The organism is Colwellia psychrerythraea (genome assembly GCF_000764185.1).
GTDB lineage: Bacteria > Pseudomonadota > Gammaproteobacteria > Enterobacterales > Alteromonadaceae > Colwellia > Colwellia psychrerythraea_B.
The window spans coordinates 1-16,949 of record NZ_JQEC01000051.1 but is presented as its reverse complement, the minus strand read 5'-3'; the positions used below and the strand labels follow the sequence as shown (position 1 = coordinate 16,949).

Below are 16,949 nucleotides of genomic sequence, written 5' to 3'. Positions count from 1 at the left end.
ACAGAGTTGAGCTACATAGTTGAGCTACATAGTTGAGCTGCAGGGTAATCAACTATGTAGCAAACTGCCATGTACTTCTAGCAATTTTCTCTAGTTAAAGCAGTTTATAAACCACCAGCTAAATCTAAGTAATTACCCGTAGAAAATGATGACTTATCGCTTGCTAGCCAATATATGGCCTCGGCTACTTCTTCAGGTTGACCGCCTCTTTGTAATGGAATAATGCTCTTTAGTCTTTCAATACGCTCAGGCTCTCCACCATCGGCATGCATATCAGTGTAAATTAAACCTGGGCGTACACAGTTAACTCGAATACCCTCAGCAGCAACTTCCAGTGACAAACCTTTGGTTAAGGTATCTATAGCGCCTTTTGATGCAGCATAATCAATGTATTCATTAGGTGAGCCAGAGCGGGCAGCGCCAGAAGATACATTAACAATAACGCCACCTAAACCGCCTCGCTCAGTAGACATTCGTTTTACTGCCTCACGACAACACAAAAAGTAACTAGTAACATTATTGCTAAGCATTGAATTAATGCGCTCAGCAGTCATATCTACTAACTTAGATTGCTTTTTTAAAATACCGGCATTATTGACTAAAACCGTAACAGCGCCGAATGTCTTATCAACGGTTGAGAATAGACGCTCTACGTCATTTTCACAGGATACATCAGCTTGCACAGTTATACATCTGCCACCTTCGCAAGTAATTAACTTCGCTAATTCACTGGCAGATTTTTCATCCGATTTGTAGTTAATACAAACGGCATAGTTGTTATTGGCAAAAAGTTTTGCCGTCGCAGCGCCTATGCCTCGACCTGCGCCAGTGATGATTACTACTTTTTCTTTACTCATGATGTGTCCTTTGAAAAACGTATTTTTAGATTGTACTAAAAGCTGCTCTTTATTTATCGGGATTACCTCAATTTACTTAAAGTAGCCAAGCATGAATCCAATTCGTCGAAATATTGATGGGGTATAGCTGTTTTATTTAAGTTCAAAAATATATTACTAAACCGTTTAATTGTCGACAATTTAGTATCTTCTCACCTAATTAACTTGATGTTTATTTGTAAGTAAGTATTATTGTCGACAATTTAATTGTCGGGTATTTTTATGTGGTATGATTTTTTTGGTGTAATAAATACAGTATTTATATTTATTAGCTTATATGGTGTTTATTTACAGCTCAATAAGTTGTGGTTAAGAAAATCCAGTGGCGAGAGGAAGGTCACTGATATTTTATCGCAAAATCAATTCACTATGAGCTTTTTAGCTTACTTTTCTTTCTTTGTCTATGGCTATAGCCTTGATATATTTAACCATTATATTGTTTGGCCAAGATTGATAGCGTCTGTATTGATGATGCTGATATTATTTGAAATGTGGCAAGACAGAAAATCAAAAGCCTCGGTTGTCAGTTTATTTTTAGTGGGTGTTTGTTTTACTTTAGGCATCATTGGTCTGGCTTTTAATGAGAGTATTGCTGATCAAAGTAAACAAGTGTCGACAATACTCATTATTATTATCACCTTATTACTTACTCAAGGTTATGCGCACCAAATTAAGCTCATTATTTGCTCGGGAAGTACAGGAGCAATTGATATTCGTATGAGTCAGTTCATCTTAATGATGGATATTTCCACCATAGCTTTTGCAATGTCAATAGGCGTTGAAAAAGCTTGGCCACTAATACTCTTAGCGATAGTGAGTGGAATCACTAAAGTTATTATTATGTATTTATTTTATTGGGCGCGTGTCAGCCCTAACGCGAAAGTTCGCAGGGAAATTGAATAACTAACAATATAGCGAACTAAGTGATTGGAGGCCGTAATCTTATGAGGCACTTTTGAAAGCTAGTTACGGTTTAGTTGTTCAGTCCACTCATGCCAGGTTATCTCTCTCCCAGGAAAAGCAATGTTAGTGAAAGGCCAATCTTGCTTAAGCCAATCTAACACAACTGTATAAAGCTGTTGGTCTAACATGGCACTATCACTTCTAACCCAAAGGTAAACTTCACAATCATAATGAGACGATTGACTTGGGTCTATGTAAACACAACCAAGGCACCTATCATTTGTCTGATTAAATACAGAATAAGCAAATGCCTCTCGCGATTTAAACTCTTGTTTATGAACTTTTAGACTAGCGATATTATCGTTTAGCGTCATGTTTTTATTAGGCCATGTAGTATCGGGGCCAAATATCGATGTTAATTTCTCTAGGCTCGTCATAACAGCCTCATAATCGAAAGCCGCTAGGCTGTCTTCAAGTACTCTAAAATAAAAGCTGTCAGTTTTTAAGGCGTGGGGAACAGTAAATGATTGAGGAATGAACTGCGTTTTCATGAACAGGTTATCCGTAGCTTATATAAGCAGTAGGTAAGAAGGCTTCTAGCGATAAACATAGTCGTGCCAATCTTGCTGTAAAAAATCACAGTCACAATTTTTTAAAGCTTGTTCGATAGACAGTGGTTTATTACTGCTAGCAATAGCTCTAAGATAATTTTGTCGATGTTCAATAGCAGCTAATATCTGTTTTTCACCCGTTATTGCATTCCCATGTGACAGCAACAAGGTATATGAAGAGTATTGTTTCAATAGCTCTAAAGAATCTATATGGTCTTGGGCGTTACTAAATTGCACCGAAGGCAATAATGGCTCACCTGTATTGGATGTCATTATATCGTCTGCGACATGAACAAAAGTCTCATTTATAATGGTAAACATACCGCAAGGTACATGCCCTAGCACTAAATTAAAACGTAAATTAAATTGACCAAATGTTAATACAGACCGCTCATCTATTATATTCATATCAGCGAAAAAGTGATGTTTTTCAATGGGCGTATATTTGTTTAAAGTCTGCTGGTATAAACCATTTCCGAAAAGTTTTGGGGTGTTAAGCGCCGAGAGACCTGAGATGTGATCAGGATGAAAGTGGGAAAATACAACTTGTCTAATCTCAATACCTGATTTTTCAAGATCGGCTAATACTGCTTGAGCGTGATCCTCAAAAGCAGTATCAATTAATAAGGCATCATTGCCATCAATCAATACGTAAATATTAAAGCCAAAATGTTGACCTTCAAATGGCGAAAATTGATATTGATGAAGGTTTTCAGATAATTTTATTTTTTTCATACTGTTATAGTCTTCTTTGCTTAAATTTCTGTTGTTAGGCTAGGGCTTTGGGACAGTTTGTAAGGGGTGGGAAAGTGTTTACTGTCTGAAGTGAATAGGCTGGTAAAATATTGATCTGGCTTATGTTAAGTTAATCTACTTCAAGTATACTGAGTAGAGTAACAGATAAGATGTTAAAAATATCATCAATGATACAATAAGCTCGAGGCCACTTTACTAGTTAGCGAATTATGAAAGATTGTAATCAATGCGGAAAATGTTGTATTAAATACGGAGGAGGAGACCTTTCGGCAACAAAAGAAGAGATTGATCTCTGGGAAATATTTAATCCAGAAATTTTCGAATTTGTTAAAAATGATGAGATATGGTTCGACCCAAAATCAGGTGTACGGTTAAAAAAATGTCCATTTCTTGATATTAGCCCTAAAAAATCGCCTTCATCTCCTGATTTATATACTTGCAGCATCTATTTTGACAGACCTGAAGACTGCCGACATTATCCGAGTTTAATCGCTGAAATGATTAGAGATGAATGTGAAATGATCGAAGTTATCGACTTAGATAATCATAAAAAAGCTCAAATAAAGCTCGATTGGTTGATGCAAGGCAGTCGACCACCGAGCTCTTCATAAAGCATTTAACCACTTGTTGTGTGTCCGAATCAGTGAAAATGTTATTTTCTCTTAAGAAAACTAAACCAAGATTTTGGCAGTGTTGATTCTAACTTTGACCATATATCGTATTTATCTCCAGTACGGATGGTTACTGAAATATTATATGCTCCAATAAAGCTGCATATACTACCGAACATTGCGATACGATAAATAGCAATATCCATTAATGAGGTCACCAGCCATATCACAGCAAATATAGCAGCAAAGATAAGGTAGAATACTTCTGTTTTTTTAAATTCATCACGAGTAGCTGTAAACCAACCACTACCTAAATAAAGCCTTAACCAAAATGGATAATCTGTATATTCTTTAATTATGTTCTTCATTGAATATAACTCTTGCTCAAGTTCATCTACATTAATATCAAACGCAGCAGCAAGAGAGCGTAAAGAGGCATAACTTACTCTATGGCCACTTTCTACGCGTTGAATTGTACGAAGACTTAAACCGCTTAATGCTGCAAGATCTTCCTGTGATAAATATTTAACTTGCCTAAGATTTTTTATAAACATACAAATCCCTTAATTCTTTAGAACTAAAACCTTAGAACTAATACCTAGAACCAATAATATTCAAAAATAATTATGTCGGTGACGCAATTTTACCGCCTTTTTGCCGTCAAAATGAATTTATTAAAGAAAACGATCGAAAATACTAAGTTAGTTAGAGTGAAAGCCGCTCCACAAAATTTATTTGCTAAATAGTTGATGATTTCAACTAGTTCAGTGATGGTTTTGTGATTTTCAAATATAAACAAAAGCTAATTACTTTTTGCTCCTATTTATGCGTTTTCCAATGATGGGCAAGCTTTATCGCTTGTTTTAAAGTAGACCAATTCAGCAGGCTTTCTTGGTACATTCCAGCTTTACCTTGAAGGTTTATACCATAGGCTTTTAACCTAAAAGCAAGAATAGCATAAAACGCATCTACCGCTCCGGCAGAATCAAACATGAAGGGTAAATGTGCAGAGCCAAAAATTTTTGTAATACGCCTTAACTCATTTTCAATATCCTTATTAAACTCTAATAAGGCGGGAACTTGCTCCAAAGAAAATGGGCATTGAATTCTAAGGCTAATAAAACCAGCGTGTAACTCTGAACACAAACTGCGAGCCAACGCTCTTTCCGCGCTTGAACTAGGAAAAATAGCACCTGCAGAACATTCATTGAAATACTCCATAATTGCTAAGGAATCGTGTATCACAAAAGTACCTTCATTTAAGCAAGGTACTAAACCTGTTTCAGAATGCTTGAGTATCTCTGATTTATAATCTGAATCGGTTAAATCAATAACGTTCACATCAACAGCTATTTGTGCTAATTGACTACATATCCAAACCCTTAGTGACCATGTTGAATCAGTACCCACAGTTAATTTCATTTATTAAACTCCGAACTATAAATTTATTAGTCGCATAACGCCCACTCAACAGCTTTTTGAGCATGTATATAAGTTGTGTCTAAAAGCGTTACTTCAGTATCAGTTTGATCAACCAACATACCTATTTCGGTACAGCCAAGAATTACTGCCTCAGCTCCTTGATTGGCTAATGACTTAATTATTCGTAAGTATTCAACTTTAGAGGCAGGGAGTGAATTGCCTAAGCAAAGCTCCTTATAAATAACATTGTGCACAATTTTTCTATCTTCTTCATTAGGAACTAAAACAGTTAAACCATAATTTTCAGTTAACCTTGCCTTATAAAAATCTTGTTCCATTGTGAAAGCGGTACCTAATAAACCAACAGTTTTCATTCCTTTCTTAACAATAACCTCTGCTGTTGCATCAGCAATGTGCAACAGAGGAATATCAATAGCTTTTTCTATTTGTGGAGCCACTTTATGCATGGTATTTGTGCAGATAAGTAAAAAGTCAGCACCTGCACTTTGTACTCTCTTAGCTGCCTCTGTGAGAATCTTTGCAGTACCTTCCCAGTCACTATTATGCTGTAGCTTTTCAATGGGATCAAAATCAACACTGTACATAACTATTTTTGCAGAATGCAGGCCGCCTAAAGAATCTTTAACCGCTTCATTAATAACTCGATAATATCCAACAGAACTTTCCCAGCTCATACCACCTAGAAGACCAATTGTTTTCATGTAACCTCTCGACGTAAAGTTGTAGCTAACGACTTAATAAATGGTTAAGTCATAGTTGTCACAAATGTAAGACTAAGCGGACCAGGCCAACGGTTACGTGTCCGCTATTTATTGGCTTGGTTAGTTTAACTTTCACTTATCCTGTTACCTTTGCCATCTCGCCAACCGTCTATTTCGGGTGTAGATAGCAGGTAAGCATGAAATGTAACAATACCTAAAGTTTTTCTAATTCTCTCCGCCCAAAATAGGCCTAGAACTAACCCGATAAAGATACAGCCGGTAATGATGATTAATGAGGAACTATATTCAAGGTAATTAAGGGATACTGTACCAAGTAAACCGACAAATATTATCGGTGTTACAACAATTTGCAGGTAAAACAAACAAATGACAAATCCACCTAACAAGTACAAATGTAACTCAAGGAGTTTTATAATCATGCTTTTTATCAAAATTCGAACTCCATTGGTAAACAAACGCCCACATTAATGGGCATAATTTTGTTGGCTAAAGTCAACGACAAAGCAGTAATAATCAGCTGTACTTTATCAACCCTAAGCAGCTTATTAGGCATTTCACCAAAGCTCTTTAATTAATAATATTTTTCCATCTTTAAAGCCGAATAAAGCTAAACGAGCATCGTTTTTTTTCCATGTACCATCAGAATTAATGACCCCATGCGCATACTCAACAGCAACGTGATTTTTACCAAAAATTGTATTTATAACACGTGCTTCATTGTTTTTAGTTTTTTGATAAGATCCCCTATTAAGGTTACGAATAAAAGCTTCACGCCACGATTCTTTTGTAAAGTTAGCTTGATACTCTACGTGAATATATTTGACATCTTTATGAACCATTGCCAGCAGTGAATCGATATCTTTGATAGTAGAACCTTTACGGCCAACTTCATCTAACGCTGAAAAGTATGATTTAATCTGAATTAACTGACAGGCTGAATCACAATTAGCAGCCAATGCTATATTTGAAAGAAATAGGCTAGTTATTACAAGCCCAACTTTATAAAAAAACTTCATTACAACTCCACTGTTTGATAAATGCATAACGGCCTAATAATAGCCGACTGTTTTGTCCTGGTTTAAAGCTTATAGTTAGACCATTTCATTTATATGATTGTTTACTCTTACCTATTTAAGGAACGGCAAGAACCGCACAATTACAAAGGTCATCACTCTCAAAAGAAGTTAAATCGCCAGCATTGAGTCCAGGAACGGGAAATAGACGAACAGTTAGTGGCTTATTCAAACGATATGCCATTGTTCCTGTATCTCTCATTAACGCCGAAATTTTCTCTGATGATGTATTACCCGGTATTGGGACTGTATCTAAGCCTATGCCACAGACTGAGCTGTATGTTAATAATGAACGTATATCAAAATGTGAATTGATGCTGCCTTTAGCAAGTCCTGTATCTTCAGTTAAGGCAAGCATTAAGCCAGAAAAACCGACAAGATCAACGTCTTTAATCGATTTAAAAACCTTAGTCAGTAATGATGAAGCTTCAACAGTACCCGATGCGCCAAAATATTCAACACCCATTAATTCATAAAGCTCCACCATGCTCGCGCAATCTTTAGAAGGAGCAGCAGAACTATCAAAGCCTGAAAATACATAGGATTTATCACAGTTTGAATTTTGAATTATATTATTAATATTGGTTATGTGATGTTGTAGAGCGCTACTCATAACTTTGTAGTAGCCTTTAAATTGCTCATTGTGATTTTGTTTACCAACTGATTGGTTGTAATTTGTCAGTACATTAACCAGTAAATCAGGCGTTTCTAGACCAATAACAAACCTATTTCCTAATTCTTTACGATGGTAACTTGCTGGAAAGTAGGGAATAAGAGGGTCACAATTAAAATTAACTGTAAAATTGAAATTACCTTCACCTCGAGGTGTTATTGAGCTAATCCGTTGAACAGCTTTTACAGAGTGTTGAATCAATTGATTATCTAAAACCCCAAACTCATCAATACTAACATTTACACATACATTACATAAATCACCAAACTCCATGATCAGCTCTGGTAGGAGTTCTATTTCCTCTTTTGATTTCGCCTCGCCAATAGCAAATCGAATTCTCATACCAGAGTCATTGGAAGTGGTTAATAACGCATTTAAATAACTTAGGTCAGCTCTAGCATTATCTAAATTATCAGTATTCAAATACTCCCCAAAAGGGTTGGTAACAATTCTAATTGATTGGACTGTATAATTTTCAGCCTTGAATTCTTCTGTCAACTTTAAACAAAAAGCAGTGGCACTTTTTATTTTATCATTCCAACTTTCTTTATTGTTATCCAAAGATATGAAGGTTGTTATCGTTCTTATCTTACAAAGTTCTTTATTTTTATATGTCAATTTCAACTTCCTAGTGAAAAATTGTTGGCTAAAATAAGTAGCCAAGCTAAATGCAGCCAACTGTAAATTCCGTTTGATTTCCCTACAATGTTGCACTTTATTACAGTCCAATTAAATACCATATGTACTAAAGGTCATTAGTTATAAGGCATTCGTTCAGACAATATAGTCATTAATTTTTAGTTTATTCGGGAATAACAATATTACCATAGAGTATATTTTGGATAGGTCGTTTAACTAAATAAATAGTCCCATTATTCTTCATTTCTTTAATTTTGCTAAAGGAAATATAATCGGGAATTAGTGTAAAATAGTCATTATTACTTAAATCCCCACGCTCAATACTCTTTATTACTGCCGATTGCCATTGGTAGAAAAACGTCCCATAAACTATTGCTACGTTATCGCTATTAACACGTACAACCTTAGCTAGTTTGTATTTGTTTTTAAGATCTGACTTATCATCTAAGAGTCCTAAGTCAAAAAAATAAATATCATTACGTTGAGGGCTTAAAACAAAGAGCGAAGCTGCAGCTTGCTCAGTTTTATGTTCTTCATATCTTGCGTATGCAAAATATATAATCACAAGGAAGCATGTCAATAATAAGAGTTTATTTAAAGATATTGATAACTTTGGTATCAATGGTAGAGTCTTGAAGGCATGTGGCACTTAATTATTCCTATTAAAGTTAAATGTGTTTAATTGGACTGCTAAAGTTGATTAAAACTCCAATGCTCAGGTGCCAACCAATGACTGATTAAGAGACTAAAAATAGTTGGTTGAAATAGCGACGAACGAGAAAAATAACTGTCAAAGCCTGCTTGATTGTATTGCTGGTGAATTTAGTCCGGATAGCTTTTAAAAGTATCTGCTGATTTCCCTTCCTCAAACCAACAAGGTCGCTCTTCCCAGAAAATATTTGCTGATGGTCTTATTTTAGGGTCACCTGAAACATAACCGGCAGGAACAATTAAAAAAGCCCCGTCCCTACTAATATAAGGAACTTGGGAGCCACAGTTAGTACAAAAGCAATTACTGAACCGATTGGCTTCGGGTAAATCAAATCTCTTGATTAAGTCTTTTCCGGAGTGCCATTCAATTTTATCGGGTGTAGTAAACATTAATGAGGCAAAAGCGGAACCCGTTTTTTTCTGGCATCTATCACAGTAGCATTGATAAAACTTCTCGAAGGAGCCTTTAACCGTGCTTGAGACTTTACCGCATAAACAACTTCCACTTATTTTATTATCCATAATCTAATTAATACTCCAGTGTTAGAATTCTTACATAACAGTTTATTATGAGACCTAATTCCTTATTTTTTATAGGGGGGAATTAATCGTCCATAATTTTATAATGTTTAGAGGTTACTTGAATATTTTCTACAGATCAATGAGTTAAAATACAGATTAGAAGGGTTGGTGTGTGAAAGAAGGAATTACACCTTGCAGTGTTTGTATACAGCTTTGGTGGTTGGCTGATTCAGATTGTTTTTTTATTAAAAAGGTATTCATAGCCTTATTTTTATTAACACAAAAAGGATATGAATCGTACAAAGTAATTAAGCCACAATACTTAATAAGTAACTCAAATAGTCACGCATGTTATCGGACAACACTCTTCGGGCCGTACTCATTGGGTACTATCAGTGGGTAGAAGAGAAATTAATGCTTACATTTCTTGATAACCAAGCAAGGGCAGGCTATTAAAAAAACGTAACTGGTAATCAGTTTTTTGATTATCATTCTTGCTTCCTGATTTTTTAGACCTCAAAGAGATGGCAATACGGTGTTCTTGTTTTTCATCTATTGCAGTGGTTGGGTAAACTAACCAGCTGCGCCAAATTTGAGGTTCATCAACTCTATGCTTGGCAAAGCTCAAGCTAATATTCTGTTTGATGGTAAATACCTCTTTATGATTGCATTCAGTGTCAGAAATATTGAAACTGAAATCTTTAAGCGGTATAGCTAAACCTAAGCCCCAAGCTTTAATATAAGACTCTTTTAAGGTCCAGTAATCAAAAAATCGATTTCGTTGCTGATCTGACGGCAGTGCAAATAGTTCATCGCTTTCTTTCGGTGAAAAATAACGTTCGGCAATAGCCAATACATCGTTGCTGCGACCAATATTTTCGACATCACAGCCAATGTCATCTTCAAGTGTTACTGCACAAATAATGAGGTTTTTGGTATGGCTAATGTTAAAACGCAGTGGTAACGGACAATTAACGATTTCAGGTTTATCTTTTTCACCTTTCTCAAACTGCCAATCTTGTGGCGCTATATCAGCATAATAAGACAATAAGTCACGTATAAAAGCGCGAGTAATTAAGGCATCGTGCCTGTCTTCAGCAAACTTATATCGTTGTTGCTTGGCAGTCTCTTTACTGGTGAGTAATGTTACGTAAGTTGATAACAGCTCATCATTGCCCAGTAATTCCTCTGGCTTAGTCATCCATAAATGAATTTCATTATTCGCTAGAGTGAGCTTTTGTTTTGATCGAGTTGCATGGTCAGTTTTAGAAAAAGAGGTCATAAAAGTATCGCTAGCTTGTATTGTTTATTTGACGGGTGATTAATGTCTAATGAGGCGTGATTTTATCATAAAGAATAACGGGGGGGGATTTGTTTTTATCCGTTTTTTTAAACTTATTTGAACCATAGAAAAATAGCAAGTTGTTAACAGTGGTAACCACTTAACGGAATTAGCTATTAATAGTACAGATATCTTGCCAACTGGTTGAACAGGTGAGGTCAGACCTCAGTTTATTTAAATGGAAAGTGGGTATCGGGTGATTGTGTTGGGTTTGAAACCTGTGTATATTAGCCGCGATAAGTTATTGATTATGTCTATTTACTCATGAAAATTACCGATAAGAGTCTGCGGATAAAAATGAGCAAACAATCTAAAAGTATTACCCTGCAATGCGCTAATACAGCTAGCACGCCTGTTGAATATGGGCTGGTCGCTTTTAATTATGCGGATTTCTCCTTAAGTTGCATAAGGATGATAAATGTCTAAACAACATGCTAATGCAACCACCACACCCGAAATGCGCGCCTTTATCCATGAGTCGGACTTACCGACAGCCGTACTCGCCCGTTTATTAAAAATTTCAGAATCAACCGTACGAAAATGGCGTAAAAGAGAATCCCTTGCCGACGCGTCTCATGTGCCGAAGCAGTTAAATACCACTTTAAGTGAAGCACAAGAGTATGTTGTCGTTGAGCTCAGAACACGTTTGTTACTGTCTCTTGATGAACTGCTCGCGGTGAGCAAACAGTTTATTAATGTCAATGTATCCCGTGCCGGTCTGCAACGCTGTTTAAAACGCCATGGTGTTTCTCGCCTTACGGATATGCAAGACAGTGGTGAAATGCATGATGCAGATAGTGTTAGTGCTGAAACCGTAGCAGTGGCGATTGAAGACACCAAAGAAAATAAACTCCTTGTCTCACAATTATCCCCCTCGGCGATGCGTGAAGTATTAAATAAAAGTAATAACTTATCGCCCGATGAAGTAGTGCAGATAAAAGTTACCCAATTACCGCACTTTGCAGATAAAGGCAGAGTCAAAGCAGCAACGGCCGATGAAGGTAAAAATTCAGAGCAGCGCCGTTTATTAATTGCCAATGATCCCAGTTCCAATTGGGTTTATGTGGATATTTACGATGGTAATGAGCGAGAAGCCGCCAGTCGTTACATGAGTTATGTACTCAATAAAGCCCCATTTCATATTCGCCGCATTTTAGCGGGGAATTATGCCGAATTTTTAAGTCGTTTTCGTTTATTAAATGAAAATCCAGATGAGGCCAGTGCGCTGTCTTCATCTGCTGATGATCATGATATCGATAGCGAAAATGCAAACAAATATTAACAGTAGAGTAATAAAAATGGCTAAAAAGCAGCAAAAATCATCACAAACTGTAGCAAAAACAACAAATATTGATAACGAAGAGCAAGCGTTTAACTCTCGTTTGCAAGAATGTCCAATCGCGGTTGTCGGTATGGCGTCAATATTTGCCGATGCAAAAAACCTAGAAGATTACTGGGACAATATTTTTGAATCTGTTGATGCGATCAAAGATGTACCGAGTGATCGCTGGGCGATAGATGACTATTATAATAGCGATCCAAAAGCTGCGGATAAAACTTACTGTAAACGTGGTGGCTTTTTACCTGAAATAGATTTTGACCCTATGGAGTTTGGTTTACCGCCAAACATTTTAGAATTAACGGATATTGCTCAACTCTTATCATTAGTGGTAGCGCGTGATGTCTTAAACGATGCTGGCATTGGTGATGGCTCAGGTTATGACCGAGATAAAGTTGGTATTACCTTAGGTGTCGGTGGTGGTCAGAAACAGATCTCGCCGTTAACGTCTCGTTTGCAAGGTCCTGTTTTAGAAAAAGTATTAAAAGCTTCAGGTGTGGACGCTGAAGATCGCGCGATGATTATCGAAAAATTCAAGAAAGCTTATATTGGTTGGGAAGAGAACTCATTTCCAGGCATGTTAGGTAATGTTATTTCTGGTCGTATTGCTAACCGTTTTGATCTTGGTGGCACTAACTGTGTAGTTGATGCGGCTTGTGCCGGTTCATTAGCGGCAATTAAATTAGCGATTTCTGACTTGTTAGAACATCGCTCTGAAGTGATGATTTCAGGTGGTGTTTGTTGTGATAACTCACCATTTATGTACATGTCGTTCTCAAAAACACCAGCCTTTACTACTAACGAAGATATTCGCCCATTTGATAATGATTCAAAAGGGATGATGATTGGTGAAGGTATCGGCATGATGGCTTTTAAACGCTTAGAAGATGCTGAGCGTGATGGCGATAAAATTTATGCGGTACTTAAAGGTATTGGTACATCAAGCGATGGTCGTTTTAAATCTATTTACGCGCCACGTCCAGACGGACAAGCAAAAGCATTAAAGCGTGCTTATGATGATGCAGGTTTTGACCCAAGGAGCTGTGGTTTAATCGAAGCTCACGGCACTGGCACTAAAGCCGGTGATGCAGCAGAGTTCAGTGGCTTAGTTAAACATTTTTCAGCAAATAATGAACAAAAACAACATATTGCCCTTGGCTCAGTAAAATCACAAATTGGCCATACTAAAGCTGCTGCTGGCTCTGCGGGTATGATTAAAGCGGTATTAGCACTACATCATAAAGTATTGCCAGCGACCATTCATATTGACCAACCAAATACTTCGCTAGCAATAGAAAATAGCCCAATGTATTTGAATAATGAAACCCGTCCGTGGATGGCACGCGAAGATGGTTTACCACGCCGCGCTGGTGTTAGTTCATTCGGTTTTGGTGGTACTAACTACCACATGGTATTAGAAGAATATACGCCAGCCGCACAAGGGCAATACCGTTTAAACGCCGTGCCACAAACAATTTTAGTGACGGCGAAAGATGAACATGCACTTATTACGCAATTACAGCAATGGCAAGACAAACTGAGTTCAGTTGCAGATGCTCAGCCTTATATCTTTAACGCCTTAGTTACAGACTGCGCTTTGCAAACACCTGCTGAAAATCTAGCGCGTTGTGGTTTTGTTGCTAAAAATGCCGATGAAGCGATTAAGATGATTGCTGGTGCATTAAAACAATTTGCCAGCAATGTGGGCAGCGACAGCTGGTCGGTACCTACCGGAATATATTACCGTAAGTCAGCTATTAAAACCAAAGGCAAAGTGGTGGCACTTTTCTCTGGTCAAGGCTCACAGTACGTCAATATGGGGCGCGAGTTAGCCTGTAATTTCCCAAGTGTGATGCAAGCAGCGCAAGATATGGATACTGAATTTTCCAATGCAGGTTTAGGTCAATTAACGCCAACAACTTACCCAATTCCAGTATTTAGTGATGACGCGCGTAAAGCACAAGATGAAGTTTTGCGTTTAACACAACATGCTCAACCTGCAATTGGCACCTTAAGTGTTGGTCTCTATAAAACTTTCACCAATGCAGGTTTTAAAGCTGACTTTACTGCCGGACATAGTTTTGGCGAATTAACCGCGCTTTGGGCCGCTGGTGTATTAAACGATAGCGATTATATGATGTTAGCACGTAGTCGTGGTCAAGCCATGGCAGCACCTAAAGATGCAACCGTTGATACTGGTACCATGATTGCAGTGGTTGGCGCTCCTGACAAAGTAGCCGCTGATATTAAAGACATCAAAGATATCTCAATTGCCAATTACAACTCTAATAACCAAGTAGTGGTTGCTGGCGTTACCAGCCAAATAGCCATTGCCATTGAAGAGCTTAAAGGTAAAGGTTACAAGGTTGTACCTTTACCTGTATCAGCTGCGTTTCATACGCCATTGGTCGGTCATGCACAGAAACCATTTTCTGATGCTATAGATAACGCTAAGTTTAATAAACCTGTGGTACCTGTCTATTCGAATGGCACAGCAAAAGCGCATTCTAATAAAGCCGCTGATATTAAGAAGAGTCTGAAAAAGCATATTTTAGAATCGGTGCATTTTAATGAAGAAATCGACAACATCTACGCAGATGGCGGTAGAGTATTTGTTGAGTTTGGTCCGAAAAATGTTTTAACTAAATTAGTTGAAAACATCTTAAAAGATAAAGACGATGTGATAGCGATTGCCGTTAACGCTAACCCAAAGAAATCTGCGGATATGCAAATGCGCCAAGCTGCTGTGCAAATGTCAGTACTTGGTTTAGAACTTAATGATATTGACCCATACTCAGCGGTTAAACGTCCGTTATCTGCGCCTAAAATGTCACCACTTGCTATGAAGCTTACCGGTGCCTCTTATGTTAGCCCTAAAACTAAAAAAGCATTTGATGATGCACTAAACGATGGTTGGACAATTAAACAAGCTCATACTACGCCTGTTGCTGTGCCAGCGCCGCAAGTTGTTGAGAAAATAGTAGAAAAAATTGTAGAGGTAGAGCGTATTGTTGAAGTTGAGAAGATAGTTTACCTTAACTCTGATGGCACTGTTGCCGATGGAATTACAATAACTAGTCAAGTTACACCTAATACTAGCGATGTTGTTAGCAGTATTGAACGCAGTGTTAGTCAGTTTGTTGATCATCAACAACAGTTATTAAATGTGCATGAGCAATATATGCAAGGGCCAAAAGACTACGCTAAAACTTTTGATGCGGTGCTTACTTCTCAAGAAGCAGGCGAATTACCTGAAAGCCTTGATCGCACCTTAGGTATGTATCATGACTTCCAATCAGAAACGTTACGTGTGCATGAGCAATACCTAAATGATCAAACAGATAACATGGCGGCAATGTTGTCTACTGCTGAAACAAACGCCCCAGCAGTGCCTGTTGCAATTAAATCAGCCGAAGTTAAAGCGCCAGTAGTTGCACAACCAGCACCAATAAAGCCAAATGTAGCGCAAGTTACGCAGCCAGTGCCAGTAACTCCCGTTGCTGCTCCTGTAGTGCAAACGCAATCGCCAGCACCGGTACAAACAGTAGCAACCGCTGCTGCGCTTGCACCAGTGGCTGAAATCTCAGTAGCGGTTTCCGCTCCAGCGGTATCAATTGATCTTGAAGCTCTTGATTTACAGAAAATCCAAACTGTGATGATGGAAGTAGTTGCTGAGAAAACCGGCTACCCAACTGAAATGCTTGAACTTGAAATGGACATGGAAGCAGACTTGGGTATCGATTCCATTAAGCGTGTTGAAATCTTAGGCTCAGTACAAGAAATCATTAGTGATTTACCTGAACTGAATCCTGAAGATCTAGCTGAGTTACGTACTTTAGGCGAGATTGTTGACCACATGCAAGAAAAGGTGACGTCAAAAGCACAAGCCGTTTCGCCAAGCGTGTCAGCTAATGAGAGCATGCCAACACTACATTTAGTCGATACGACAGTGACTGCAAGTGCTCCAACCATTGATTTAAAACATATCCAAAGTGTGATGATGGAAGTGGTCGCTGAAAAAACCGGCTACCCGACTGAAATGCTTGAACTTGAAATGGATATGGAAGCTGATTTAGGTATCGACTCAATTAAACGTGTTGAAATTTTAGGTTCGGTACAAGAAATTATTACCGATTTACCTGAGCTTAACCCAGAAGATTTAGCTGAGTTAAGAACCCTAGGCGAAATCGTTAGTTATATGCAGTCTAAAGTCTCAGCTGCTCCTGAAGCGGTTGTTGCAAACGCGCCAGCGACTGAAAGTGCACCAGGTAATGTAGCTGGTCCAGCAATTGATTTAGCTCACATCCAATCTGTAATGATGGAAGTGGTGGCAGAAAAAACTGGTTACCCAACGGAAATGCTTGAACTAGAAATGGATATGGAAGCAGACTTAGGTATCGACTCTATTAAACGTGTTGAAATCTTAGGTGCAGTGCAAGAAACCATCCCAGATTTACCTGAGCTTAACCCAGAAGATTTAGCTGAATTAAGAACGCTAGGCGAAATTGTTAATTATATGCAGTCTAAAGTCTCAGCTGCTCCTGTAGCGGTTGTTGAAAACGGGCCAGCGAATGAAAGTGCACCAGGTAATGCAGCTGGTCCAGCAATTGATTTAGCTCACATCCAATCAGTAATGATGACAGTAGTAGCCGAGAAAACTGGTTACCCAACTGAAATGTTAGAGCTTGAAATGGATATGGAAGCAGAC

At 37.9% G+C, this 16,949-nt stretch carries 16 protein-coding genes; 4 read left to right on the top strand and 12 right to left on the bottom strand.

What is annotated here, in order from left to right; all coding sequences use genetic code 11:
• Positions 1-104 precede the first annotated feature (104 nt).
• The gene (locus GAB14E_RS05370; protein ID WP_033083630.1) at positions 105-857 is read right to left on the bottom strand and encodes an SDR family oxidoreductase; all 753 of its coding nucleotides are present in this window, start codon (positions 855-857) and stop codon (positions 105-107) included.
• Positions 858-1,118: 261 nt separating this feature from the next.
• Here GAB14E_RS05370 and GAB14E_RS05375 point away from each other — a divergent pair, with 261 nt between their 5' ends.
• Positions 1,119-1,799, top strand: coding sequence for a hypothetical protein (locus tag GAB14E_RS05375; RefSeq protein ID WP_033083629.1), 681 nt, complete (start codon positions 1,119-1,121; stop codon positions 1,797-1,799).
• A gap of 59 nt (positions 1,800-1,858) precedes the next feature.
• Here GAB14E_RS05375 and GAB14E_RS05380 read toward each other — a convergent pair whose 3' ends face one another.
• Both GAB14E_RS05380 and GAB14E_RS05385 read right to left on the bottom strand, forming a co-directional pair.
• Entirely contained in the window at positions 1,859-2,350 is a 492-nt protein-coding gene (locus tag GAB14E_RS05380) for a hypothetical protein (RefSeq protein ID WP_033083628.1), read from the bottom strand.
• 45 nt (positions 2,351-2,395) lie between these two features.
• Complete coding sequence (locus GAB14E_RS05385; protein WP_033083627.1) at positions 2,396-3,145, bottom strand: MBL fold metallo-hydrolase; 750 nt, start codon at positions 3,143-3,145, stop codon at positions 2,396-2,398.
• Between the two features lie 230 nt (positions 3,146-3,375).
• On the opposite strand from GAB14E_RS05385, the gene GAB14E_RS05390 reads away from it, so the two are divergent.
• A complete protein-coding gene (locus GAB14E_RS05390) occupies positions 3,376-3,777 on the top strand; it encodes a YkgJ family cysteine cluster protein (RefSeq protein ID WP_033083626.1) in 402 nt (133 codons plus the stop codon).
• A gap of 41 nt (positions 3,778-3,818) precedes the next feature.
• Here the strand turns inward: GAB14E_RS05390 and GAB14E_RS24270 are convergent, their stop codons facing one another.
• The 9 genes from GAB14E_RS24270 to GAB14E_RS05430 form a co-directional block, all read right to left on the bottom strand.
• A complete protein-coding gene (locus GAB14E_RS24270; protein WP_052093926.1) occupies positions 3,819-4,331 on the bottom strand; it encodes a helix-turn-helix domain-containing protein in 513 nt (170 codons plus the stop codon).
• Positions 4,332-4,596: 265 nt separating this feature from the next.
• Positions 4,597-5,199 carry a glutathione S-transferase N-terminal domain-containing protein gene (locus GAB14E_RS05395; RefSeq protein WP_033083625.1) on the bottom strand — a complete coding sequence of 201 codons (603 nt, stop codon included), beginning with the start codon at positions 5,197-5,199 and terminating at the stop codon, positions 4,597-4,599.
• Positions 5,200-5,225: 26 nt separating this feature from the next.
• A complete protein-coding gene (locus GAB14E_RS05400) occupies positions 5,226-5,921 on the bottom strand; it encodes an aspartate/glutamate racemase family protein (protein WP_033083624.1) in 696 nt (231 codons plus the stop codon).
• 125 nt (positions 5,922-6,046) lie between these two features.
• A complete protein-coding gene (locus GAB14E_RS05405; RefSeq protein ID WP_156115772.1) occupies positions 6,047-6,361 on the bottom strand; it encodes a hypothetical protein in 315 nt (104 codons plus the stop codon).
• Positions 6,362-6,496: 135 nt separating this feature from the next.
• Complete coding sequence (locus GAB14E_RS05410) at positions 6,497-6,958, bottom strand: nuclear transport factor 2-like protein (protein ID WP_033083622.1); 462 nt, start codon at positions 6,956-6,958, stop codon at positions 6,497-6,499.
• Between the two features lie 115 nt (positions 6,959-7,073).
• Positions 7,074-8,306 carry a DUF711 family protein gene (locus GAB14E_RS05415; protein ID WP_033083621.1) on the bottom strand — a complete coding sequence of 411 codons (1,233 nt, stop codon included), beginning with the start codon at positions 8,304-8,306 and terminating at the stop codon, positions 7,074-7,076.
• Between the two features lie 184 nt (positions 8,307-8,490).
• Positions 8,491-8,976 (bottom strand): hypothetical protein, encoded by a 486-nt coding sequence (locus GAB14E_RS05420; RefSeq protein ID WP_033083620.1) that lies wholly within the window; start codon positions 8,974-8,976, stop codon positions 8,491-8,493.
• 173 nt (positions 8,977-9,149) lie between these two features.
• Entirely contained in the window at positions 9,150-9,560 is a 411-nt protein-coding gene (locus tag GAB14E_RS05425) for a GFA family protein (protein ID WP_033083619.1), read from the bottom strand.
• 418 nt (positions 9,561-9,978) lie between these two features.
• On the bottom strand, positions 9,979-10,842 hold the full coding sequence (locus GAB14E_RS05430) for a 4'-phosphopantetheinyl transferase family protein (RefSeq protein WP_033083618.1): 864 nt from the start codon (positions 10,840-10,842) through the stop codon (positions 9,979-9,981).
• A 478-nt stretch (positions 10,843-11,320) separates the two neighbouring features.
• Here GAB14E_RS05430 and GAB14E_RS05435 point away from each other — a divergent pair, with 478 nt between their 5' ends.
• Both GAB14E_RS05435 and GAB14E_RS05440 read left to right on the top strand, forming a co-directional pair.
• A complete protein-coding gene (locus GAB14E_RS05435) occupies positions 11,321-12,184 on the top strand; it encodes a transcriptional regulator (protein ID WP_033083617.1) in 864 nt (287 codons plus the stop codon).
• Positions 12,185-12,200: 16 nt separating this feature from the next.
• Positions 12,201-16,949 (top strand): type I polyketide synthase (locus tag GAB14E_RS05440; protein WP_033083730.1); only part of this gene is annotated, 4,749 nt, incomplete at its 3' end.